Genomic DNA, 22,408 nt, shown 5'->3' with positions numbered 1-22,408 from the left:
GCCGCGCGGGCCCCGTGATCATCCGGAAATCCGCCCTTCCTATCGTCATGGACGTGGGAGTCGTCCCACGGAGGTCGAGGAGAGGGGCTCCGGTGGCGTCGGGGGAAGCGGGGACCGGGTCCGTGCGGACGGCCTGTTCGTACTGCGGGGTCGGCTGCGGCATCGTCCTCGGCATCGAGCGGGACCCGGTGACGGGACGGCGGCGGGCCGCGAAGGCGTCCGGCGACAGGGCCCACCCCGCGAACTTCGGACGGCTGTGCACCAAGGGGGCCACCAGCGCCGACATGATGGCCGCCCCCGGCCGGGCGGCGACGGCCCTGGTTCGGGCCGAGCGGGGCGGCGAGCCGGTCGCGACGGACGTCGACGCGGCCGTCGCGGACGTCGCGGCGCGACTGCGCGCGATCCTGGACGCGCACGGGCCCGACGCCCTGTCGTTCTACGTCTCGGGGCAGATGTCGCTGGAGGCGCAGTACCTGGCGAACAAGCTGGCCAAGGGGTTCGTGCGGACGAACCAGATCGAGTCCAACTCCCGGCTGTGCATGGCCTCGGCGGGCACCGGCTACAAGCTGTCCCTGGGCGCGGACGGTCCGCCCGGTTCGTACACGGACATCGATCACGCGGACGTGTTCTTCGTGATCGGCTCCAACATGGCCGACTGCCACCCGATCCTCTTCCTGCGGATGACGGACCGGATCAAGGCCGCCGGGGCGAAGCTGATCGTCGTCGACCCCCGGCGCAACGCCACCGCCGACAAGGCCGACCTCTTCCTCCAGATCACCCCGGGCACGGACCTCGCGCTGCTCAACGGCCTGCTGCACCTGCTCGTCGAGAACGGGCATGTGGACGAGGAGTTCGTCGCCGGGTTCACCGAGGGCTGGGAGGAGATGACCACCTTCCTCGCCGACTACCCGCCCGCCGCGGTCGCCGGGATCACCGGCATCCCCGAGGACGCCATCCGGCAGGCCGCCCGGTGGATCGGGGAGGCCGGGGAGTGGATGAGCTGCTGGACGATGGGGCTCAACCAGTCGACCCACGGCACCTGGAACACCAACGCACTGGTGAACCTGCATCTGGCGACCGGAGCGATCTGCCGGCCGGGATCCGGCCCGTTCTCCCTGACCGGGCAGCCGAACGCCATGGGCGGGCGCGAGATGGGCTACATGGGCCCCGGCCTGCCCGGGCAGCGGTCGGTGCTGGTGGACGCCGATCGCGCCCGGGTCGAGGGCCTGTGGGGCGTCCCCGAGGGGACACTGCGCACCGACGTCGGGCGCGGCACGGTCGAGATGTTCGAACGCATGGCGGCCGGGGACATCAAGGCCTGCTGGATCATCTGCACCAACCCGGTGGCCTCGGTCGCCAACCGCAGGACCGTCATCGCGGCCCTGGAGGCCGCCGAACTCGTCGTCACACAGGACGTGTTCGCGGAGACGGAGACCAACGGCTACGCGGACGTGGTGCTGCCCGCCACGCTGTGGGCCGAGTCCGACGGCGTCATGGTCAACTCCGAGCGCAACCTCACCCTCGTCCAGGGGGTCGTCGACCCGCCGGGCCAGGCGCTGCCCGACTGGCAGCTCATCGCCCGTGTGGCGTGCGCGATGGGTTTCGCCGACGCCTTCGGCTACACCTGCGCCGAGGAGGTGTTCGAGGAGCTCAAGCAGGCGTGGAACCCGGTGACCGGCTGGGACCTGCGCGGTGTCACCTACGAACGGCTGCGCGGCACGCCCGTCCAGTGGCCGGCCCCCGCGGCCGACGGCCCGGACCGCAATCCGGTCCGCTACCTGAACGGCGGCGTCAGCCAGACGCTTCTCGTCCGGGAGGACGGCAGCCGCCCGCGGCTGGCCTTCCCCACCCCGAGCGGGCGCGCCCGGTTCTTCGCCCGGCCGCACCTTCCCGCCGCCGAACTGCCCGACGACGAGTACCCGTTCGTCCTCAACACCGGGCGCCTCCAGCACCAGTGGCACACGCTCACGAAGACCGGCAAGGTCGCGAAACTGGTGAAGCTCGACCCCGGCCCCTTCGTCGAGATCCACCCCGAGGACGCCCTCACGCTCGGCGTCGCCGAAGGGGACCACCTGGAGATCGCCTCGCGCCGGGGCCGGGCCGTGCTGCCCGCGGTGGTCACCGACCGCGTCCTTCCGGGGAACTGCTTCGCGCCCTTCCACTGGAACGACCTCTTCGGCGAGTACCTCAGCGTCAACGCCGTCACCAACGACGCCGTCGACCCGCTCTCCTTCCAGCCCGAGTTCAAGGTGTGCGCCGTGTCGCTGACCAGGACGACGGCCCCCGTGCCGCCTTCCCCGGCCACGCACGACACGGCGGACGCGCCGGAGGAGGCCCGGGACGAGGCCCCCGTCACCCGGGTGCCGGCGAGCGCCCTGGCCACCCTGCTCGGCGTCGCCGACGTCGGGACCCCGGCGTTCACCGGGCCGGAGCGCACCTACCTGGCCGGCTATGCGGCCGCCCTGGCGGGCGCCCCCGCCGACGGCCGGGTGCCGGTCCTGCCCGCCTCGGCGCCCCTCGCCGACGGCCGCCGCCTCTGGGTGGACGGGATGCTGGCGGGCCTGTACTCCCGCGCGGCCGCCCCGGCACCGGCCGCCGTGCCCGGGCCCGCCGGGGCGGCCGCGGACGGACCGGGGGAGCCCGCGGCCCAAACCCGGCCGCTCGTGGTCCTGTGGGCCTCCCAGACGGGCACCGCCGAGGAGTTCGCGACGACGGTCGCCGCCCGGTGCTCCGGGGCCGGAAGACCCGTGGCGCTGCTCCCCATGGCGGACGCCGACCTCGCGGACCTCGGCGCGGACACCGACCTGGTGGTGCTGACGAGCACGTTCGGCGACGGCGACGCCCCGGACAACGGCAGCGCCTTCTGGCAGGCCCTCAGCTCGCCCGGAGCACCCCGCCTGGAAGGCGTGCGGTTCTCCGTGCTCGCCTTCGGGGACTCCGCCTACGACGACTTCTGCGGTCACGGACGGCGCGTGGACGAACGGCTCGCGGAACTCGGGGCGGTCCGCCTGCACCCGCGCACCGACTGCGAACCCGACCACGAGGAGCGCTCCGCGGCCTGGCTCTCCGCCCTCCTCCCGCTGCTCGCCGCCCCGGCCCCTCCTGCCGCCCCGTCCCCTCCTGCCGTCCCGGCAACGGCAACGGCACCTGCACCGGCACCGAGGGTCGCCACCGCGCCCGCGCCCGCGTCGGCGCCGTCCGCGGCCCCCGTTTCGTACTCCAGGACCTCCCCGTTCCCCACCCTCCTCGTCGGGAACCGGCTCCTGAGCCGGCCCGGCTCCCACAAGGAGGTACGCCGGTTCGCCTTCGACACGCGGGGTGGCGAGCTGGCCTACGAGGCGGGCGACGCCCTCGGCGTGTGGCCCGCCAACAGCGCCGGCCTCGTGACCGAATGGCTCGCCCTCACCGGACTCGACCCCGCCGAGCCCGTCACCGCCGACGACACCGGGCCGCTGCCGCTCGCCGAGGCCCTGCGGACACGGTTCGACCTCGCACGCATCACACCGGACCTGCTGCGGTTCGTGGCCGACCGCACCGGGAGCAACGACCTCAGACGACTGCTGCGCCCCGGCCACAAGGACGAACTCGCCAAATGGAGCTGGGGACTCCAGGCAGCCGACCTCATCGGCGCGTACCCCGTCCGCGCCTCGGCCGCCGACTGGACGGGCGTCCTCAAACGCCTCCAGCCGCGCCTGTACTCGATCTCGTCCAGCCCCCTCGCCCACCCGGACGAGGTCCGCCTCACCGTCTCCGTGGTCCGCTGGAGAAACGACCGGGGCCGCGAGCGCACCGGTGTCTGCTCCGCCTACCTCGCCGACCACGCCGACGACGGCCCGGTCCAGGTCTTCGTGCAGCGCGCCGCGCACTTCCGCCCACCGGCCGACCCCACGGCCCCTCTGATCATGGTCGGGCCCGGGACGGGTGTGGCACCCTTCGCCGGCTTCCTGGAGGACCGTCTGGCCCGCGGACACACCGGCCGCAACTGGCTGTTCTTCGGCGAGCAGCGCGAAGCCACCGACTTCTACTACCGCGAGGAGCTCGAAGGCCACCTGGCGAGCGGCCACCTCGACCGGCTCGACACCGCCTTCTCCCGTGACCAGCGGGCCAAGGTCTACGTGCAGCACCGTATGCGCGAGCACGGGGCCGCCCTGTGGTCCTGGCTCCGGGACGGCGCGCACCTCGCCGTGTGCGGCGACGCGGCCCGGATGGCGAAGGACGTCGACGGGGTGCTCCGGGAACTCGTCGCCCGGCACGGGCGGATGAGCGACGAGGAAGCGGACGCGTACGTGCGCCGGCTCGCCGCGGAGAAGCGGTACGTCCGCGACGTCTACTGAACACGGTGAGGGCGGCTCGGCGGCGGGTCAGCGGCACAGTAGCGCGGCACGCAGGTCCGCCCGGTCGTCGAGGCGGGACAGGTCGCGGCCGGTGAGGGCCTCGATGCGTTCGACGCGGTAGTGGACCGTGTTCACGTGGACGTGCAGGGCCTCGGCGGTCCGCGCCCAGGAGCAGTCGTGCGCCAGGAAGGTCTCCAGGGTCTCCAGCAGCATGGCGCCCGACCCTCGCCCGGCCCGCGACAGCGGCCCCAGAGCGGTCTCGCGATAGACGTCGCGCACGGAAGCCGGGACACCGGCGAGGAGCGGAGCCAGCCCGCCCAGGTCACGGAGCGCGACCACCCGCGGCGACGGCGGTGTCGCGCCACGGGCCGCGGCGAGCCCGTACCGGGCCTGCGTCAGCGCCGTGGGCAGAGCCGTGGCGGCGACGGGTTCGCTCACACCGGCATGCCAGGCGCTCTCCGGCCGGCAGGAGTGGATCAGCGGCCACACCCCCGCCAGGCGTTCGCGCACCTCGCCGCCCGCGCCGTCCTCGTGCGCGAGGATCGCCGTCGCCTCGTCGGCCTCGCCCAGGGCGACGGCGAAGGCGGGGGACGGCAGGTGGCTCAGGGCCTCGGTGAGCGCGGCGACGCCGTCGGCGCCGGCGCCCCCGTTGGGTTCCAGGGCCGCGGCGACGACCGTGTAGGCGGACCGGCCGGCCAGCCCGCAGGAGCCCAGCGCGCGCCGGAGGCGGTCGGTGTCGGCGCGCAGGGCGCCGACGGCCTCGATCAGCCGGGCCCCGGCCGGGCCGCGCCCCGCCCGCCGCCGGTCCTCACGGCGCCGGTGCCGGCCCAGGAGTTCGGATATCTCCGCGAGGGCCCTCGGCGGGACCTGTCCCGCCTCCGGCAGGTGCAGGTACCAGGTGTCGAAGCCGGTGCCCTCGGCTTCGACACGAAGCGTCGTGCCCTGCCCACCGCCCAGCGCCGCCACGGCCTCGCGCGCGCCCAGCCGGGCGGCATCGGCGGTGCGGGCGACGGTGCGTCCGCTGGGGGTGAGCAGATGGCACGCGGGCGCGCCGAGATGGGCGAAGGCCCGGTCGAGCAGCCGGTCCACCGGCTCCCCGCCCTCCAGCGCCCGGTCGAGGTCCAGCCGGACGTTCTCCGGCAGGGCGTGGTGGGCGCCGGGCCGCCCGCTGAGATCTCCCCACTGCCGCAGGTACACCGATTCGGTGACGGCCCGGAAGCTGGTGTGCGACGGGACGGCGATGAGGGCGATGCGGTGTCTGCGGCAGGCATCGGCGAGTACGCGGGGCACGTGCCCGTGGGTCTCCTCGCCGGCGAGGAGCGCCACGGCTCCCGCCCGGTGCAAGGCGGCCACGAACCGGTCCGCCTTGCCCCCCGAGTCGTCCCGGTTCCACCACACGAGTCCGCTGAGCACGATCTCGCCGGGCTGGAGGAAGCGCGCCGGGTCCTCCAGATCGGTCGCGGTGACCCCCGCGATCTCCTGGCCGAGCAGTGCCTCGTCGCCCCAGACGAGGGTCAGGTCCAGACGGTCGGTCCGGAGGAGATGGCCGACGTGCATACGAGGCTCCTTGCGCGATCACGGGGCCGCACCGGTGCTCGCATTCGCGAGCCCGATACGAGTCGCTGCATCGTAGATGCCATGGTCCTGACGGAAAACAGCTCTTGGTCGATCCTCCAGGGGAGACGGCTGGGCGGTGGTCGTTTTCCGGGGTCCCGTCCAGTCGTGCGGCTGCCGGTGCCCGGGCTTCACTGGCCTGAAGACACCGTTCGGAGGGCAGACAGGATGGACCTGAACACGATCGCCGGCATACGGGGCGCGCACCGGCGCGAACCCTGGCGTCCGGGCGACGCATGGCTGGGGGGCGGGACGTATCTGTTCTCCGAGCCGCAGCCGCACCTGCGCCGGCTGGTGGACCTGAGCCGGATGGGCTGGGAGCCGCTGACGCACCGTGCGGACGGCTCGCTGGAGATCGCCGCCACCTGCACGATCGCGCAGCTCGCCCGGTTCGGCCGGCGTTCTCCCGCCGCCGCCGCGCCCCTGTTCGAGCAGTGCTGCCGGGCCTTCCTCGCCTCGTTCAAGATCTGGAACATGGCGACGGTCGGCGGCAACCTGTGCAACGCCCTCCCGGCCGGGCCGATGATCTCGCTGACCGCCGCACTCGACGGGAGCTGCCTGCTGCTGGCACAGGACGGGGCGACGCGCGAGGTGAAAGCGGCCGACTTCGTACGGGGCGAGGGGGCCAAGGACCTCGCCGAGGGCGAGTTGCTGCGGTCGGTGACCCTGCCCGCACGGGCGCTGGGGTGCCGGACGGCGTTCCGTCAGGTGTCCCTGTACGGCCTCGGCCGCTCCGCCGCGCTGGTGATCGGGACGCTCGACCCGGTGGACGGCTCACTCGCGGTGACGGTGACCGCGGCCACCACCCGCCCGTTCCGCCTCTGGTTCCCGCTGCCGCCCACGGCGGCGCACCTCCGGGCGGCCGTCGACTCCGCCGTGTCGGCGGCCGAGTGGTTCGACGACATCCACGGACTGCCCGAGTGGCGGCGGCACATGGGCCTGCGCCTCGCCGAGGAGGTCCGCCGCGAACTGACCGGGACCGGCCCCCTGGAGGGTGCGCGATGAGCTTCGGCGTCCACGTCAACGGCCGCTTCGCGCGGGACGAGCCGCGCGCCGGCCAGTGTCTGCGCACCTACCTGCGCGAGCGCGGCTGGTTCGGGGTGAAGAAGGGCTGCGACGCGGGGGACTGCGGCGCCTGCACCGTGCACGTCGACGGCGAGCCCGTGCACAGCTGCCTGTATCCCGCCGTGCGGGCGCGCGGCCGGTCCGTCACCACGGTGGAGGGCCTCGCCTCGCCGGACGGCGAACTCCATCCCGTGCAGAGGAGGTTCCTCGACGCGCAGGGCTACCAGTGCGGCTTCTGCACCGCGGGCTTCCTGATGACGACGGCCGCCCTGGAGGCCGAGCGCGGCACCCCGGACGACGACGGCAAGCTCGACGACCTCCCCCGCGCCTTCAAGGGCAACATCTGCCGCTGCACCGGCTACCGGGCGATCGAGGACGCCGTCCGCGGCACGCGGCACGTCGAACGGCCCTGCGCGGGAGCGGCCGTGGGCCGCAACGTCGCCGCGCCCGCCGGCCCGCAGGTCGTCACCGGGACGGCGCGCTACACCTTCGACGTCGAGGTGCCGGGACTGCTCCACATGAAGCTGCTGCGCTCCCCGCACCCGCACGCCCGCATCCTCGCCGTCGACACCGCCGCCGCACTGCGGGTGCCCGGGGTGCACGCCGTCCTCACCCACGAGGACGCCCCCGCGACCCTCTACTCCAGCGCCCGGCACGAGCACCCGACGGAGGATCCCGACGACACCCGCGTCCTGGACGACGTGGTGCGGTACGTGGGCCAGCGGGTCGCGGCCGTCGTCGCGGACAGCGAGCAGGCGGCCGAGGAGGGCTGCCGCCGGATCGAGGTGACCTACGAGGTGCTGCCGCACGTCACCGACCCGGAGGAGGCGATGCGGCCCGGCGCCCCCGTCGTCCACGCCGGCAAGGGGCCCGAGGCGCGGATCGCCCGCGTCGCGGACAACGTCGCGGGCGAGGTGCACGGCGAGATCGGGGACGTCGAACGGGGCCTCGCCGAGGCGGACGTCGTGTACGAGGGCACCTTCCGCACCCAGCGCGTGCAGCACGCGAGCCTGGAGACGCACGGCTGCGTCGCGTACTTCGAGCCGAAGGAGGACGGTTCGGGCGAGCGGCTGACGGTGCGGTCCTCCACGCAGACCCCGTTCCTGACCCGGCGGGCGCTGTGCGCGCTGTACGGACTGCCGGAGGACGGGGTGCGGGTGGTGGCGGGCCGGGTCGGCGGCGGGTTCGGCGGCAAGCAGGAGATGCTCACCGAGGACATCGTGACGCTGGCCGCGCTGAGGCTGCGCCGGCCGGTGAAGCTGGAGTACACCCGCGCCGAGCAGTTCCACGGGGCGACCACGCGGCACCCGTTCACCATCGGCATCACGATGGGGGCGCGCGCGGACGGCACCCTCACCGCCGTGCGGATGCGGGTGGTGGCGAACACCGGGGCCTACGGCAACCACGGCCCCGCGGTGATGTTCCACAGCGTCGGCGAGTCCTTCGCCGTGTACCGCGCCCCGCACAAGAAGGTCGACGCCTGGTCCGTCTACACCAACGTCGTCCCGGCCGGCGCCTTCCGCGGCTACGGGCTCGGACAGGTCACGTTCGCGGTCGAGTCCGTCATGGACGAGCTCGCCCGCCGCCTCGGCATGGATCCGCTGGCCTTCCGCGAGAAGAACGTCATCGGTCCCGGCGAGGGCATGCACAGCCCGATCGGTGAGGAGGAGGACCTGCACATCGCCTCCTACGGGCTCGACCAGTGCCTGTCCGTGGTGCGCGGCGCGCTGGAGGAGGACCGGAGCGCCGAGGACGCCCCCGAGGGGTGGATGGTCGGACAGGGCGCCGCCCTGGCGATGATCGCCACCGGCCCGCCGGGCGGGCACCACGCCGACGCCCGGGTGTCCCTCCTGGAGGACGGCAGATACGACATCGCCGTCGGCACGGCGGAGTTCGGCAACGGCACCACCACCGTCCACCAGCAGATCACCGCGGGCGCCCTGAACACCACGGAGGACCGGCTCACCGTCCGGCAGTCCGACACCGACGTCGTCCGGCACGACACCGGCGCCTTCGGCTCGGCCGGCACCGTCGTCGCAGGCAAGGCCGTGCTGCTGGCGGCGACGGCGCTGGCCGAGCGGCTGCGCGGCCTCGCCGCACGCCACACGGGCGTGGCCCGGCACCTGTGCGTGCTGGGCGCCGAGTCCGTCGACTGCGCCGGACGGACCGTCAGCCTCAAGGAGCTGTACGAGGCGGGGCACGCCCTCGGCGCGGCCGGCGAGCTGGCCGCCGACGGACACTGGGGCGGCTCGCCGCGCTCGGTGGCGTTCAACGCCCAGTGGTTCCGTCTCGCCGTCGACCCCGGCACCGGGGAGATCCGCATCCTGCGCAGCGTCCACGCCGCCGACGCCGGCAAGGTCATGAACCCCATGCAGTGCCGCGGCCAGGTCGAGGGCGGGGTCGCCCAGGCGCTGGGCGCCACCCTCTTCGAGAACGTGCGGGTGGACGGGCGGGGCGAGGTCACCACGGCCGCGTTCCGCCGCTACCGGCTCCCGCAGTACGCCGACGTGCCCCGCACCGAGGTGCACTTCACCGAGACGTCCGACGCGATCGGGCCGCTCGGCGCCAAGTCGATGAGCGAGAGCCCCTTCAACCCCGTCGCCCCGGCCTTCGCCAACGCGCTGTGCGACGCCACGGGCATCCGTTTCACCGAACTGCCCGTCACCCGGGACCGCCTCTGGCTCGCCCTCGACCGGCGGCAGCGGGGCATGGGGGAATAGTACGGGCGTATAGAAGCCGTCTACTCGTAACAAGCTCTCAGATACAAGGTGAAGAGCCGTCTTTACCTCGCAGTCACGATTCCCGGGCCCGGCAGTCGGGTATCACTGTGCGCAGCCGCCGCACCCGACCGCTGCGAGGGGAACGCCGATGAGCCGACCGAACGCCGCACCCCGCCCCGCGCCCGCCACCACCCCGGCACCCGCCGGATCCCTCACGCTGTGGGGAGACGTGGCCGGGCCCGTCACCCTCACCGTCGCCGACCTCCGCCGGGACTGGGAGCAGCACCGGGCCGAGGTCGTCTTCGACTGCGCCACCGCGGGGCCCCAGCACCACACCTTCAGCGGGCCTCTCCTGCGCGAGGTCGCCACCCGGGCGCGACCGCGCTTCGACCCCGCCCGGCGCAAGGAGCGCTCCCGCTTCCTGCTCGCCGTGAGCGGCGGCGACGGGCATCACACGCTCGTGTCCTGGGCGGAGATCGACGCCGATTTCGGCGACGCCCCCGTCCTGCTGGCGACGGTGATGGACGATCAGGCGCTCGATCGGCCGGGCCCGCAGCTCGTCGTCCCGTCCGACCGGTGCGGCGCCCGCTACGTCAGCGCCGTCACGGGGATCTGGATCGGGTCTCCGCCCGGAAGGACACCGCCGGGCGCGCGCCCGTGATCGGGGCGGTCCCGGGGCGGGGCGGCCCGCTCGCACCCGGCGGCACCCGGCGAAGCGCCCGTGCGGCACCGGCTTAGAGTGCGGACATGCCCCCTTCGCTGCACCTGCGGGAGATCACTCCTGACAACTTCGAGAACGCCGTCGCCCTCAGGGTCCGCCCCGACCAGGAACACCTGGTGGCACCCGTGGTGAAGTCACTCGCCGAGGCGTACGTCCACCCCGGCACCGCCTGGCCCCGGCTCATCTGCGACGGCGACGAGGCCGTCGGGTTCCTCATGGCCTTCTTCGACATCGACCGGACCGGCGGGGGAACCGACTTCCGCTCGGGGCTCTGGCGTCTCAACATCGCCGACGGACAGCAGGGCCGCGGCCTCGGACGCTTCGCCGTGCGGTCCGTCGCCGACGAGATCCGGCGCCGCGGAGGCACGCGGCTGACGACCACCTGGCATCCCGGACCGGACGGCCCGGCGGGTTTCTACCGGGCACTCGGCTTCCGCCCGACCGGAGAGACCAGCGGGGACCAGACGGTGGGCGTGCTGGAACTGAGCTGAACCCGCGTTCCCGCCGCGCCGGATCGCGCCACCACGGTCCCGCTGCCGCGCCGGATCGCGCCACCACGGTCCCGCCGCCGCCGGGCATCCGGCCGGCGGTGCCGCCGGCAGCGGGGAGGCCCGCTCCACCTCCCGGTGAAACGGGCCTCGGTCAGCGACTGTTGCGCTCCGGTCCGCGACTTCCGCGCTCCGGTCCGCCACTCCCGCGCTCCGGTCAGCGGCGGATGCCCGCATAGGCGGACGGGGAGACCCCGCCCTCGGCCCCCGCGGCCCCGCCGGCCGTCCACACGCGGCCCGCGGCGTCCGTCGCCGCGGCGTAGAGGAAGCCCGCGCCCGGCGGCTCCTCGCTGCGCGTGAGGCTGCCGTCCGGGCCAGGCGTCAGGACGTAGTTCCCGGCCGGGTTGACCTCGGGGTCCATGGTCTCGCCCACCACGACCGGACGGCCCAGGCCGTCGAAGGCGATGTCGAACAGCTGGCCCGTCTCGGCGGGAGCGGCGACCGTGCTCCAGGCACGGCCGTCGTAGCGCACGACCACGGGGCGCCGCCACAGGGTGTCGTCCCTCTGGTGCCCGACCGCCCATATCTCGTTCGCGGTGCGTGTCTCGATCCCGTCGAACAGCGCCGTGTCGAGCGTGGCCGGCAGGTTCTGCTTGGTCCACGTCGTGCCGTCGAAGCGGGAGATGCCGTCACCGACGGCGTAGACGATTCCCCCACGGGTCGCCTTCAGTTCCGCAACCCAGTTGAGCCCCGTGTCCCCGGACAGGCGCGTCAGGTCCCCCTCCCCGTCCGCGTCCCCCCGGAAGAGTGCCGACGTGTACTCCCCGTCCGCGTCGGTGAAGCTGCCGAACACCCAGACCGAGCCGGCCGCGTCCACGTCGACCGCGGACAGATACGTGTTCGTCGCCTGGGCCGGGAACGGCGGGTGCACCTCGCTCCACCGGGTGCCGTCCCAGTGCTGGAGCAGCGCGCGCCCTCGGTCCCAGTCCGATTCCCCCACGGGTTCGTGGCGGTAGCCCACGGCCCAGACCTCGTCCGGTGCCCCGGCCGCCAGGTCGTCCAGGCGCCCGTGGTCGGCGGGCTGAGGGGGCGCCTGCCAGCCCTTGGCGGTCCAGCGCAGAGCCACCGGCGCGGAGGGGCGGGTGGTCTCGTCGCTGTGCACGCCCACGGCCCAGGTCGCGCCCCGCGTGGTCTCGATGTCGAACAGCACGCTGCCGTCGCTGTTCGGCGGACTGACGTCCCGCCAGTTCTGGACGGGGGCCGCGGCGGAGGGGACGGCGGTGACGACGACAGCCGCCACTCCCAGGGCCAGGGCGGTTGTCGCACGGGGCAGGGAACGAAGCATGTAGGGCATCCTCGGTTCGTGTGAAGTGCGTGATGCGTGTGCTCTCTCATCACTTCGACGCGCCGAGCCGCGGGAAATGTTTCATCCCTCCCGCGGGTCTCCCTCACCCGTCTCGCAGGCGTCCCTCACGCCCCGGCCTCCTCACCTCCGTCGAAGACCTCGCGTGCCCGCTCGACGGCGGGCATGTTCCGCGAGGCCCAGGCCAGCAGCACGTCGACGGGAGGCCGGAGGGTCTTGCCCAGGGGTGTGATCCGGTACCTGACCGCCACGGGGCGGGTGGAGACGACCTCGCGTTCGATCACACCGTTGCGCTCCAGGCGCCGGAGCGTGGCGGTGAGGGACTTCTGCGTGACCTGGGGGACGGCCCGGCGCAGTTCGTTGAAGCGGCACGGTCGCTCGCAGAGCTCGTTGAGGACGCTGAGCGACCACTTGTCGAGGATCTGGTCGAGCAGCTCGCGGTGCGGGGCGGCGATACGGACCCCGTCGGCGGTATCCATGGCGAAACCTGGTCTCGTTGAAGTGTCCTTCTCCTACTAGGTAGCTTCAAGATACCTGCACTGACCTCCACTGAGGAGAGATCTCATGGCCGTTCAGCACGTCACCCCGCCGGGCATGCTCAGCCCGGTGCCCTACCACCACGTCGCCGTGGGCACAGGGACGAGGCACATCCACGTCAGCGGCCAGATCGCACGCCGGGCCGACGGGGCCCCCGTCGCACCCGGCGATCTGGCCGGACAGGTCGCCCAGGCGCTGCGCAACACGGCCGTCGGACTGACGGGCGCCGGTGCGACCTTCGCGGACGTGCTGCGCCTGACGTTCTACGTGACCGGGTGGACCCCGGAGAAGATCGGCGACTTCATGGCCGGTGTCGAATCCGTCGCCGGGGAGATCGGCCTCCCGGCACCCCTGCCCCCGGCCTCCCTCATCGGGGTCGAGTACCTCTTCGAGCCGGATGTCCTCGTCGAGGTCGAGGCGACGGCGCTCGTGGACTGAACCTCCGATCCGGGCCTCGTCACCGTGTGCGCGGGCGCTCGGCCTCACAGCCAGCCGTTGCGCTTGAACCCGCGGTGGATGAGGGCGCAGGCGGTGGCGATCACGGCGAGGACGAGGGGATAGCCGTAGGTCCAGCGGAGTTCGGGCATGTGCGCGAAGTTCATGCCGTAGACGCCGCAGACCATCGTCGGGACGGCGATGACGGCGGCCCAGGCGGTGATCTTGCGCATGTCCTCGTTCTGGGCGACGGTCACCTGCGCCAGGTGCGCCTGGAGGATCGAGTCGATCAGGTTGTCGAAGGAGGCGATCTGGTCGGTGGCACGGGCGACATGGTCGGCGACGTCCCGGAAGTACGGCCTCATCCCGGCGTCGATCGCGGGACACGGTTCGGTGGCGAGCGCGGTGAGCGGTCGTGAGAGCGGGACGACGGCGCGCTTGAACTCGAGGAGTTCGCGCTTGAGCTGGTAGACCCGGCCGGCGTTGGCGGCCGTGGAGCTCTGGGGCGAGAACACGTCGGTCTCGACCTGGTCGATGTCCTCCTGGATGGCGTCGGCCACGGCGAGGTAGTCGTCGGCGACGTGGTCCGCGATCGCGTGCAGGACCGCCGCGGGGCCCTTGGCGAGCTGTTCGGCGTCGGACTCCAGGGCTTCGCGCAGCGGGCCGAGAGAGCCGTGGCGGCCGTGCCGGACGGTCACCACGAAGTCGCGGCCGGTGAAGACCATGATCTCGCCGGTGTCGACGACTTCGCTGGTGGCGGTGAGCTGCTCGTGCTCGACGTAGGTGACCGTCTTGAACACGGTGAACACGACCTCGCCGTACTGCTCCAGCTTCGGGCGCTGGTGTGCGTGGACGGCGTCCTCGACGGCCAGGGGGTGGAGGCCGAAGAGCTCCACGATGCCCGCGAACTCCTCCTCGGACGGCTCGTGCAGGCCGATCCAGACGAAGCCGTCCCCGTGCCTGCGGACCTGCCGGACGGTCTCCTCGACGGGGACCCCGCCCGTGATCCGGCGGCCCGCGCGGTAGGCGACGCAGTTGACGACCGTGCTGCCGAGCGGTGAGCGGGCGGGGTGGCTGAGGTCGACACGGCGCGGTCGCCGCGCCAGGCGTGCCACCTTGCGCAGGCTCTTGACCACCGACATGTCGCTGCTCCTCCGCCGGGCCGATCGGCAACCCCCGGGGGCGGCGGCGCCGGCCCGGGCGTCCCGTGCTCATCGACGAGACAGTACTGGTGCGGCGGGGCGGGCAGTAGTCCGAAATCCGGGGCCGGACGTGCCCCCCGGGAGTGGGCACAGCCCTCACGGAGGGTCGACGCCGTCGGAGGGCTTGACGCCGAGGGTGCCGGCGCAGTGCCATGAAGACGGACAAAGGGGGTGCGGGGTGACCGATGGGGACAGTGACGCCGAGGACCGCGGTGACGACCGTCCACGGGGCCCGGGGGCTTCGGGATTCGCGGACCACTTCTGGCTGTGGATGCTCGCGCTGATCGTGGTGGTGCTCTTCCTGGTCGGCCTTCTGGGGGCGGACTCGGGGCAGGGGAGCCCGGACGGGTACACCGGCTGGCATTGAACGGGTGGGCGCGGGACCCCGGAGCCCTATTGCTGCGACGCCGCCCGCAGCAGCCGCAACTGCCCGATCTCGGCGACGTTCTTCATCAGTTCGGCGTTCAGCCAGGCGAGCATGTGTCCGACGGTGTTGTCCGGCGGGGTCTGCCACGGCAGTGTGGAGGCTGCATCCAGGTCGGCGTCGGTGAGTTCGTCGAGGACCGCCAGCCACTGGGTACGCAGGTCCCGGAGCCAGGCGACGGCCGCCGGTCCGCTGCCCGGCCACGTGATGTCCGTACGCTCCCGGGGCGTGCGTCCTCCTGCGTGGTCGACGGCAGTGCTCCACCACCAGCCGATGTGCCAGCTCAGCCAGCCGATGGTGGGGACGGGGAGGGGGTCGGGCTCGGTGTCGGCCCAGTCGGGCAGCCAGTTGCCGGCGGCGTCCGGACGCACCGTCCACGACAGATCGGCGGCCTCCCACAGGAAGTCGCCGGGCTCCAGCCGCTCCAGGTGGTAGTCGAACAGCGACCAGCACATGTCGAACTGCCAGCGCAGCAGATCGCAGCGGGGATTGCTCATCGCGCGATCCTCGCACGCGGCCCCGGAGGCAGGCCATCAGGTTTCCGGGGCCCGTCCGGCCTGTTGCCACCCCGCCCGGTCCGGGCGCCCGCGCGCGGGCGGGCCCAGCGGCGGGATCCGGCCAGCGGACCCACCTCGAACGGTGTTCTCTGACTGGATCACGTCTCCGTCGCCTCACGTCACTTCCGCCACACTGGAGTCCCCATCCAGTGAGTGCGCCGGCGCGAGAGGCCGAGGATGCAGCCCGAGGTGACGCAGCAGTCTGCCGGGAGAGCCGGCACAACAGAGGAGTCGGGTGCACGGCCCGGTGGGCGCGTCACACTGCGAGGTGACCTGCGTGCGGCACTGCCGGACGCGGCTGCCGCCGTGGTGATCACCGGGGCCGTGTTCCTCTTCCTGTACTTCCGGATGAAGGAGGGTGTGGGCGACACCGTCGCGGTGATGCCCTTCATGGACGACCCCGACACCTACTGGATGTATCTGCTCAGCCAGGCGTTCGGCTGGTCGGGACTGCTCTGGGCCTGGGGCACGGTGATGCTGGGGCTCCTGCTGTCCGGACCGGGTACGGGCAGGCTGCCGGTGTCCCACGCCACCCTGGAGCGCTGGCACCGCACCACCAGCCTCACCACCATGGCGCTGATGGCCGCGCACGCCCTGATGTTCATGGCCGAACTGGTGCGGTACGAGGCCGCGATGGGCTGGGCGGAACGCATATGGGCGGGCTTCGCGGACAGCTTCGTCCCCGGCTGGTACGACTCCGGCACCGGTCAGATCGCGATTCCCGTCGGACAGGCCGCTCTGTACCTCGCCGTGCCGCTCGGCCTCCTCTTCTACGTACGGCACCGCATCGGCGCCAACACGTGGCGCAGACTCCACCGGTTCGTCATCGTCGTCTACGTGCTCAGTGTCTGGCACACCCTGCTCTACGGCACCAACGTCTGGTACGGGGACTGGCCGCGCACCATGCTGTGGATCCTCCAACTTCCCGTAGCCGTGCTGCTCCTCGTCCGGCTTCTGCGCCCGGCACGGCGGGGCGAGCGGCTCGGCGCCCCCAGCGGCCGGCAGGCGGTCGGCTGGACCCTGCGTGTCGCGGGCCGGGTCCTCGTCCTCGCCGTCGTGGTCGGCATCCTCGCCGTGACGTTCTCGGGACGGGACGGCGGCAGGCCGCGGCCCGCCGATCCACCGGCGGCGGCACTCCACGAGCACGAGGACGGCTGAGCGGGCCCACGGAGGAAGGACGAGGGGCGCACGGACCGAGTCCGTGCGCCCCTCCGGGCGTCGTCAGGCCGTCCGGACAGCCCGCACGAGGAGGCGTTCCGCGTCCTGGTCGTAGGGGCGGCCGTCGAAGCCGCCGTACACCTCGACCTCGCCGAAACCGGCCTCGCGGACCATGGCCCGCAGTTCGACGGCGCTGTAGACGAACCACACGAGGCTCGCCCGCGTCACCCGCTCACCGCGCACCAGCACCCAGTCGCTCCGCAGCCGGGCCCAGTCGTCGAGCACCGTGTCCGTCTGCACCATCAGGTCGTCGCCGCGCTGCACCACCTTCGGCGGGACGACCTTGCGCGCGAGCAGCTCCTTGCCCGCCACGTCGAGCACCAGGGTCCCGCCCGGGACCAGGGAGTCGTGCATGGTGCGCAGCACCCGGGCGTTGTCGGCCGGGTCCTCGAAGTAGCCGAAGGACGTGAACATGTTGAGGACCACGTCGTACCGGCCCTCGGCCCGGTACTCCAGGACGTCCGCCTCGGTGAACCGGGGTGCCACGCCCGCGTCGGCGGCACGCTTTCGTCCCCGTTCCAGCAGTGCCGCGCTGCGGTCCACACCGGTCACCTCGATGCCCCGCAGCGCCAGGGGGACGGTGAACACTCCGGGGCCGCAGCACAGGTCGAGCACACGTGCCCCGGCGGGGAAGGACAGCAGGGGGGAGGTGTCGAGGAGTTCCCCGGCCTGGGTGTAGCGCTGCTCGGAGAAGAGGAAGTCGTAGAACTCGATCCAGAAGTCGTCGTCCTGGAATCCGCCGGTGTGCGTCATCGGGGATCGGGGTTCCTTTCGGTGGGTGGCCGGAGGGAGAGCTCGGTGGCGTCGGTGCCGGTGCCGTCCTTCGGGCCGGCGTGGTCGGTGGGCATCGGGTCGGACCCGCGCCACAGGGGGAGCAGCAGCAGCGGCAGGACCAGGCACTGGGCGGCGGCGACGAGCCAGAACCACCCCGTGCCGCCGCCCTGTTCGGCGAACCCGTAGAGCTGTCCGCCGAGCACCCCGCTCGCGCACGCGCCGAGCCCGGCGGCGAGCCGCTGCTGCCCGAAGACCACCGCGTCGGAACGCGGACTGCGGGCCAGCGCCTCCAGGTCGTTCTTCAGGAAGAGGACGATGTCGCCCAGGGTGATCAGCGCGCCGCCGGCCAGCAGGGCGGGCCGTGTGCCGAGGGAGAGCACCGCGAGGCCCGCCGCGAGCCCGGTGAACCCGGCGGCCAGGGCGACCGGGTAGGGCATGCGCCGGATCAGTCCGGAGGCGGGCGGCTGCACGACGATCACCAGCACGAAGCAGAGCAGCAGCACGAGGCTGTAGAACGAGGCGGACGCCCGCTCCACCGCGTACACGGCGAGATAGTGCTGGAAGTGGAAGTAGAGGTAGAAGGCCAGGGCGTTGGCGGCGAACGGCAGCACGGCGATCCCGGTGAGGAGGCCCTGCCGGGGGCCCTCCGAGGCCGGCCGGTCGCCCCCGGACGACGCCGGCAGGCGCGCGTGCCCGAGGGTCACCACGGCGAACAGAGCGGTCACCGCGAGGAACAGCGGAGCCGGTGACGACAGCACGAAGGGCCCCGCCACCAGCGGCCCCACCGCCATCCCGGCGTTGAGCGCGGCGTTGCCCGCCGACAGGAACACCGGGCGCCGTTCCTCGTCGACGCCGTCCACCAGGTACGCCTTGTTCGCCGGCAGGTACAGCGCCGCCCCGCAGCAGGTGAGGATCAGCGCCCCCACGGCCAGCGGCGGCCAGCGCAGCGCCGCGAGCAGCCCCACGAAACCGGCCGTCCGGATGACGAGTGCCCAGGTCATCGTTCTCCGCAGCCCGATGCGCTCCGCCACCGCGCCGCCGACGACACCCCCGGAGAACTGCACCAGGGATGCCGCCGCGAGGACCACACCGACCGCGCCCAGCCCCATGCCGAGGCGTTCGTGCAGGAAGACCGACATGAACGGCAGCACCATGAAGCTGCCGAGCGGGATCAGGAACGAGCTCAGCAGCAGGAAGCGCAGCGGGCCGCCGAGGGACGCGAGGGTCGCCCGCAACGGCCCGCCGGCCGCGACGCGTTCAGCCACGGACCGGACGCTCCGCCGGTGTGTCGCCGGGGATCGCCTCGGTGAGCACCCGCACGGTGTTGGCCGCCGCGACGGCGCGGTGGGTGGCCAGTTCCGCGGTCTCCGCCTCCGCGTAGACGATGCCCGCGTATCCGCGGCTGTCGTCCAGATGCTCGATCCGGTCACCGGCCTGCTTGACCGGATACCAGACGGGCGACCCCGGCAGGTCCGCCAGCCGGTCGAGGCCCTCGACCCCGGTGAACACACCGGGCCGTGCGGGGTAGCCGAGCACGAAGGCGACCGCCGGCCCGCCCGGCAGGTCGGCGTCCATCAGGCGCGGCCGGCGGCCGAGCGCCGTCTCCGCCATCGCCTCGTAGACGTTGTATCCGAGCGCCCGGCACATGCCCTCGCCGACCAGCGCACCGCCGATGCGCGGGTTGATCTCGATCACCTCGGGCCCGTCCGACGTGAGCGCGAACTCCACATGGGCGAACCGGTCGGTGTACCCCACGGCGGCGAGGACGCCGTCGAGCCAGCGCTCCAGCTCCGCCCTGCTCCGCTCGGGGAAGGCGACGGGGAAGGCGGTGATCTCCTCGCGGAAGCGGGGCTCGGGGGACATCAGACGGCTGGAGACGCCCAGCAGGCGGGTGGAACCGTCCCAGGTCAGGGTCTCGGCACTGTAGACGGGACCGGCGAGGTAGGGCTCGGCGAACAGCTCGCCCTTGAGCTGCCCTTCGGCGGCCTCCCGCAGGGCGGCGTCCAGAGCGCCCTCGTCCCGGACGAGCCAGACGTTCTGGCTGCCCGTGCCGGCGGTGTCCTTGACCACGGCGGGGAATCCGGTCTCCTTGGCGACCAGCGCGGCGAACTCCGCCGGAGCGGCGTCCGGCGCCCGGACCGCCCGCGAGCGAGCCAGCCCCGCGGTGTGCAGCAGGTCGCGCACCGCGGCTTTGTCGCGGCACAGCCGCAGCACGGCGGGGTCCAGCCCCGGAAGCCCGAACCGGGCCGTCAGCTCCGCGCCCACCAGCATCCAGGTGTCCGTCGAGCCGATCAGTCCCCGCAGATCCGGTGTCGCCGCGAGCAGCGCCGCGACGGCCTCCGTGTCGAAGGTGTCCACCTCCGTCACGTCGACGGCGTCCGCGGGCAGCCGGTCGAGCTCGTAGCGGTAGTAGGACGGGTCGCGGGTCAGCAGCCGCAGCCGCTCGCCCAGGGCGTCGGCGGCACGGACCAGATGGCCCAGGCCGAAGGAGAGCGATTCCAGGCAGACCAGGGTCACGCTGCGGATTCCTTCCAGTGCGCGGGGCAGGGGGTGCGGTTCCACGCCATGGTCGACCAGGGCATGGCCATGTCCTCGGGGGAGCCGACCTCGACGGGCTTGAGGAGCGTTGTGTCGAGGGCTTCGGCGTGGCGCCGGTAGACGCGTTCGACGTAGCGGTGCCCCGTGTCGGCGCCGACGACCAGGTGCGTCTGGTCGGGGAGCCGCCGGGTCTCGTGGACGGCCGCGAGGTAGGCGGCCCCGGTGGAGAGCCCGGCGAAGACCGCGTGGTCGCGCAGGAGGGCCACCGTCCCCGCCATGGCGTGGGTGAAGTCCATCCAGTGCAGGGAGTCGTACAGGTGGTGGCGCACGTTGTCGAAGACGATCGACGAGCCGATTCCGGCGATGATCGCCTCGGGATCGTGGTGGTCCTGGCTGCCGAAGGTGACACTGCCGAACGGCTGCACGCCCACCAGGCGCACGGACGGGTCGTCGCGTCGCAGGTGTTCCACCAGCCCGCCGGTCGACGCGCCCGATCCGACGCCCCCGACGACCGTCAGGGGCCGGTCCGGCAGGGCGGCGGCCACCCGGTCGGCAACCTCCTGGTATCCGAGGTAGTGCACGTCGTCGTGGTACTGGCGCATCCAGTGGGCGTCCGGCCGCTCCTCCAGGTAGGCCCGCACCCGCCGCACCCGTAACTCCTGGTCCAGCTTGAGGTTCCGAGAGGGCCGGACCTGCTCGACCGTGGCGCCCAGGACCTCCAGCTGGGCCAGGGTCGTGGCGTCCACGGTCGTGGACGCCACGATGTGGCAGCGCATGCCGTACCGGTGGCAGGCGAGCGCCAGGGCGTAGGCGTAGATGCCGCTCGAACTGTCGACGAGTGTCTGCCCCGGCGAGACGGTGCCCCGCTCCAGGAGGTGGCGGACGGCGGCGAGCGCCGAGTAGATCTTCATGGACTCGAACCGGAGCAGGACCACGGAGTCCGTCAGGCGGACCAGGTCGGGACGCTTGACGGCGTCTGCGACGTGCGGATGGATCACGCGAAGCCTCCTTGGGCGAACGTGCACGGGTGTCCGAGGGAGCGGTAGAACGCGGAGAGTTCTCCTTTGAGGGAGGGAGCGGGCCGCCGGGCGAAGAGGTAGCCGACGAGCGAGCCGGTGTGCGCGACGAAGACGCCGTCCGCGCCGAACTCCTCGCGGTGCGCCAGCACCGCCGAGAAGGTCCGCTTGGGCAGGGCTTCCTGGGAGAGCACGGCGCTGGTGGTGGCCGCGCGGGCGACGGCGGGCGCGTCACCGGTGGAGAACCCCTTGAGCAGGTCCGTCAGGCAGCGTTCGTACTCGTCGCCGCGGCGCCGGTAGTGCCGGAGCAGCACCGGTGTGGTGGCCGAGGTGTCGACCGTTCCCGGCTCCGTCACGAAGGCGGTGTGGAAGACCGTTCCGGTGCCCAGCCGGCGCACCACCCGGTGGCGTGCGCTCAGGTACAGGGCGAACTCCTCGAGGAAGACACTGTCCGCGCGTTCGATCGAGGCCAGCACATCCCTCACCGCGTCCGGGTCCTCCGGCAGCGCGAAGACCCGGAACAGACAGCGCAGCGCCGCGACGATGTCGGCGGTGGAACTGGCCATCCCCACCCCGACGGTGAGATCACTGTGGGCGCTGAGGCGCCCGGGCGGCAGGGTGCGCCCCGTACGCTCCAGGAACAGGCGCACGGCCCGTTGTGTCTTCTCGCCGAGCGGGAGGGATCCGGGCAGCGGCCCGGGACCCCCCTCCGGGGTGAAGTGGACCCAGGAATGCCGGTCGAAGGGGAAGGACACCACGGCGATGTCCGGGTCCGGCCCGGCTCGCAGCGGGCCCTGGTAGAGCTCTCCGAGGGTGCCGTGGCAGACACCGGTGAAGCCGCGGCCCAGCGGAGCGGCATCGGGCGTCAGCATGGGGTGAGGTGTGCCGTCCGGACCGGCACGGGCCGGTCGTCGAGGTGTGCGGTGGTCACGCCGTGTCCTCTCTCGTCGGCCGGACCCGGGGGTTCGGGGCGGCGAGAGCGCACGCGTGAGCGCACGGTTCCAGCGCACCACCGGCCCAACCCACGAGGCCGCAGCGAACAGCGCGTGCCGGTGGCACGCGCGCAGTGGCAGGTCTTCGGACTCGTGGGCGTGCAGGACGGGCGACTGCCCGGTTCCTGCGCCTACCGGCCGTCGCTTCCCGGGGTCCCGCACGACCCCCAGTGCTGATGACGGCTTTCGATCCCACTCACCGCTGCGGGACAGTCCCGGATTTCCACCGGGTTCCCTCTTGCGACGCACCGCCTGGCCGGCGGTGCGAACCGACTGCGCGGATCAGCGTAGGTGGCCTGTTCGTGTCGCGACAGAGCGCCCCCGAGAATGTCTCGTTGTCACCGGTGACACGCCGTGAGCGAACGGGTGGGGCGGAAGTGACGGTGACGGTGTGTCAGTCCGCCCTGCGC

Annotated in this window: 18 protein-coding genes and 1 riboswitch; of the genes, 8 read left to right on the top strand and 10 right to left on the bottom strand. The window is 72.9% G+C overall.

Annotation, left to right across the window (positions count from 1 at the left end; genetic code table 11):
* Positions 1 to 92 precede the first annotated feature (92 nt).
* Positions 93 to 4,334, top strand: a complete 4,242-nt coding sequence (locus tag JE024_RS02345; protein ID WP_244882542.1) for a bifunctional nitrate reductase/sulfite reductase flavoprotein subunit alpha — start codon at positions 93 to 95, stop codon at positions 4,332 to 4,334.
* Between the two features lie 27 nt (positions 4,335 to 4,361).
* Here the strand turns inward: JE024_RS02345 and JE024_RS02340 are convergent, their stop codons facing one another.
* Entirely contained in the window at positions 4,362 to 5,891 is a 1,530-nt protein-coding gene (locus tag JE024_RS02340; protein WP_205371950.1) for a PucR family transcriptional regulator, read from the bottom strand.
* A gap of 225 nt (positions 5,892 to 6,116) precedes the next feature.
* Between JE024_RS02340 and JE024_RS02335 the strand changes: the two genes are divergently transcribed.
* The 4 genes from JE024_RS02335 to JE024_RS02320 all read left to right on the top strand — a co-directional run bounded on the left by JE024_RS02335 (position 6,117) and on the right by JE024_RS02320 (position 10,945).
* Positions 6,117 to 6,953, top strand: coding sequence for an FAD binding domain-containing protein (locus JE024_RS02335; RefSeq protein WP_205371949.1), 837 nt, complete (start codon positions 6,117 to 6,119; stop codon positions 6,951 to 6,953).
* Positions 6,950 to 9,733: a molybdopterin-dependent oxidoreductase gene (locus JE024_RS02330; protein WP_205371948.1), complete on the top strand. Its 2,784-nt coding sequence runs from the start codon at positions 6,950 to 6,952 to the stop codon at positions 9,731 to 9,733. The genes JE024_RS02335 and JE024_RS02330 overlap by 4 nt, the downstream gene beginning before the upstream one ends.
* A gap of 148 nt (positions 9,734 to 9,881) precedes the next feature.
* Positions 9,882 to 10,394 (top strand): molybdopterin-dependent oxidoreductase, encoded by a 513-nt coding sequence (locus JE024_RS02325; RefSeq protein ID WP_205371947.1) that lies wholly within the window; start codon positions 9,882 to 9,884, stop codon positions 10,392 to 10,394.
* A gap of 86 nt (positions 10,395 to 10,480) precedes the next feature.
* Positions 10,481 to 10,945, top strand: a complete 465-nt coding sequence (locus tag JE024_RS02320) for a GNAT family N-acetyltransferase (RefSeq protein ID WP_205371946.1) — start codon at positions 10,481 to 10,483, stop codon at positions 10,943 to 10,945.
* A 214-nt stretch (positions 10,946 to 11,159) separates the two neighbouring features.
* Here JE024_RS02320 and JE024_RS02315 read toward each other — a convergent pair whose 3' ends face one another.
* Positions 11,160 to 12,287: an NHL repeat-containing protein gene (locus tag JE024_RS02315; protein WP_205371945.1), complete on the bottom strand. Its 1,128-nt coding sequence runs from the start codon at positions 12,285 to 12,287 to the stop codon at positions 11,160 to 11,162.
* 125 nt (positions 12,288 to 12,412) lie between these two features.
* Complete coding sequence (locus tag JE024_RS02310; protein ID WP_205371944.1) at positions 12,413 to 12,784, bottom strand: winged helix-turn-helix transcriptional regulator; 372 nt, start codon at positions 12,782 to 12,784, stop codon at positions 12,413 to 12,415.
* Between the two features lie 85 nt (positions 12,785 to 12,869).
* On the opposite strand from JE024_RS02310, the gene JE024_RS02305 reads away from it, so the two are divergent.
* A complete protein-coding gene (locus JE024_RS02305; protein ID WP_205371943.1) occupies positions 12,870 to 13,280 on the top strand; it encodes a RidA family protein in 411 nt (136 codons plus the stop codon).
* Between the two features lie 44 nt (positions 13,281 to 13,324).
* Here JE024_RS02305 and JE024_RS02300 read toward each other — a convergent pair whose 3' ends face one another.
* The gene (locus JE024_RS02300) at positions 13,325 to 14,419 is read right to left on the bottom strand and encodes a magnesium and cobalt transport protein CorA (protein ID WP_205371942.1); all 1,095 of its coding nucleotides are present in this window, start codon (positions 14,417 to 14,419) and stop codon (positions 13,325 to 13,327) included.
* Positions 14,420 to 14,657: 238 nt separating this feature from the next.
* Here JE024_RS02300 and JE024_RS02295 point away from each other — a divergent pair, with 238 nt between their 5' ends.
* Positions 14,658 to 14,846 (top strand): hypothetical protein, encoded by a 189-nt coding sequence (locus JE024_RS02295; RefSeq protein WP_205371941.1) that lies wholly within the window; start codon positions 14,658 to 14,660, stop codon positions 14,844 to 14,846.
* A 26-nt stretch (positions 14,847 to 14,872) separates the two neighbouring features.
* On the opposite strand, the gene JE024_RS02290 is transcribed toward JE024_RS02295, so the two are convergent.
* The gene (locus JE024_RS02290) at positions 14,873 to 15,400 is read right to left on the bottom strand and encodes a DinB family protein (RefSeq protein WP_205371940.1); all 528 of its coding nucleotides are present in this window, start codon (positions 15,398 to 15,400) and stop codon (positions 14,873 to 14,875) included.
* A 237-nt stretch (positions 15,401 to 15,637) separates the two neighbouring features.
* Here JE024_RS02290 and JE024_RS02285 point away from each other — a divergent pair, with 237 nt between their 5' ends.
* A complete protein-coding gene (locus tag JE024_RS02285; protein WP_205371939.1) occupies positions 15,638 to 16,618 on the top strand; it encodes a ferric reductase-like transmembrane domain-containing protein in 981 nt (326 codons plus the stop codon).
* 63 nt (positions 16,619 to 16,681) lie between these two features.
* Here JE024_RS02285 and JE024_RS02280 read toward each other — a convergent pair whose 3' ends face one another.
* From JE024_RS02280 to JE024_RS02260, 5 genes are read right to left on the bottom strand one after another with little or no spacing between them, the layout of a single operon-like run.
* Complete coding sequence (locus tag JE024_RS02280; RefSeq protein ID WP_205371938.1) at positions 16,682 to 17,431, bottom strand: class I SAM-dependent methyltransferase; 750 nt, start codon at positions 17,429 to 17,431, stop codon at positions 16,682 to 16,684.
* A complete protein-coding gene (locus JE024_RS02275; protein WP_205371937.1) occupies positions 17,428 to 18,717 on the bottom strand; it encodes an MFS transporter in 1,290 nt (429 codons plus the stop codon). Before JE024_RS02275 ends, JE024_RS02280 begins: the two co-directional genes overlap by 4 nt.
* The gene (locus JE024_RS02270; RefSeq protein ID WP_205371936.1) at positions 18,710 to 19,969 is read right to left on the bottom strand and encodes an ATP-grasp domain-containing protein; all 1,260 of its coding nucleotides are present in this window, start codon (positions 19,967 to 19,969) and stop codon (positions 18,710 to 18,712) included. Before JE024_RS02270 ends, JE024_RS02275 begins: the two co-directional genes overlap by 8 nt.
* Positions 19,966 to 20,988, bottom strand: coding sequence for a cysteine synthase family protein (locus JE024_RS02265; RefSeq protein ID WP_205371935.1), 1,023 nt, complete (start codon positions 20,986 to 20,988; stop codon positions 19,966 to 19,968). Before JE024_RS02265 ends, JE024_RS02270 begins: the two co-directional genes overlap by 4 nt.
* Positions 20,985 to 21,878 carry a GHMP family kinase ATP-binding protein gene (locus tag JE024_RS02260; RefSeq protein WP_205371934.1) on the bottom strand — a complete coding sequence of 298 codons (894 nt, stop codon included), beginning with the start codon at positions 21,876 to 21,878 and terminating at the stop codon, positions 20,985 to 20,987. Before JE024_RS02260 ends, JE024_RS02265 begins: the two co-directional genes overlap by 4 nt.
* Positions 21,879 to 22,057: 179 nt before the next feature.
* A riboswitch (cobalamin riboswitch) is annotated at positions 22,058 to 22,288 on the bottom strand.
* Between the last annotated feature and the right edge of the window lie 120 nt (positions 22,289 to 22,408).

Origin of the sequence: Streptomyces zhihengii, from assembly GCF_016919245.1 — a bacterium.
Classification (GTDB): domain Bacteria; phylum Actinomycetota; class Actinomycetes; order Streptomycetales; family Streptomycetaceae; genus Streptomyces; species Streptomyces zhihengii.
Note: the sequence above shows the minus strand (reverse complement) of the source record. Positions and strands in the feature narration are given on the sequence as shown.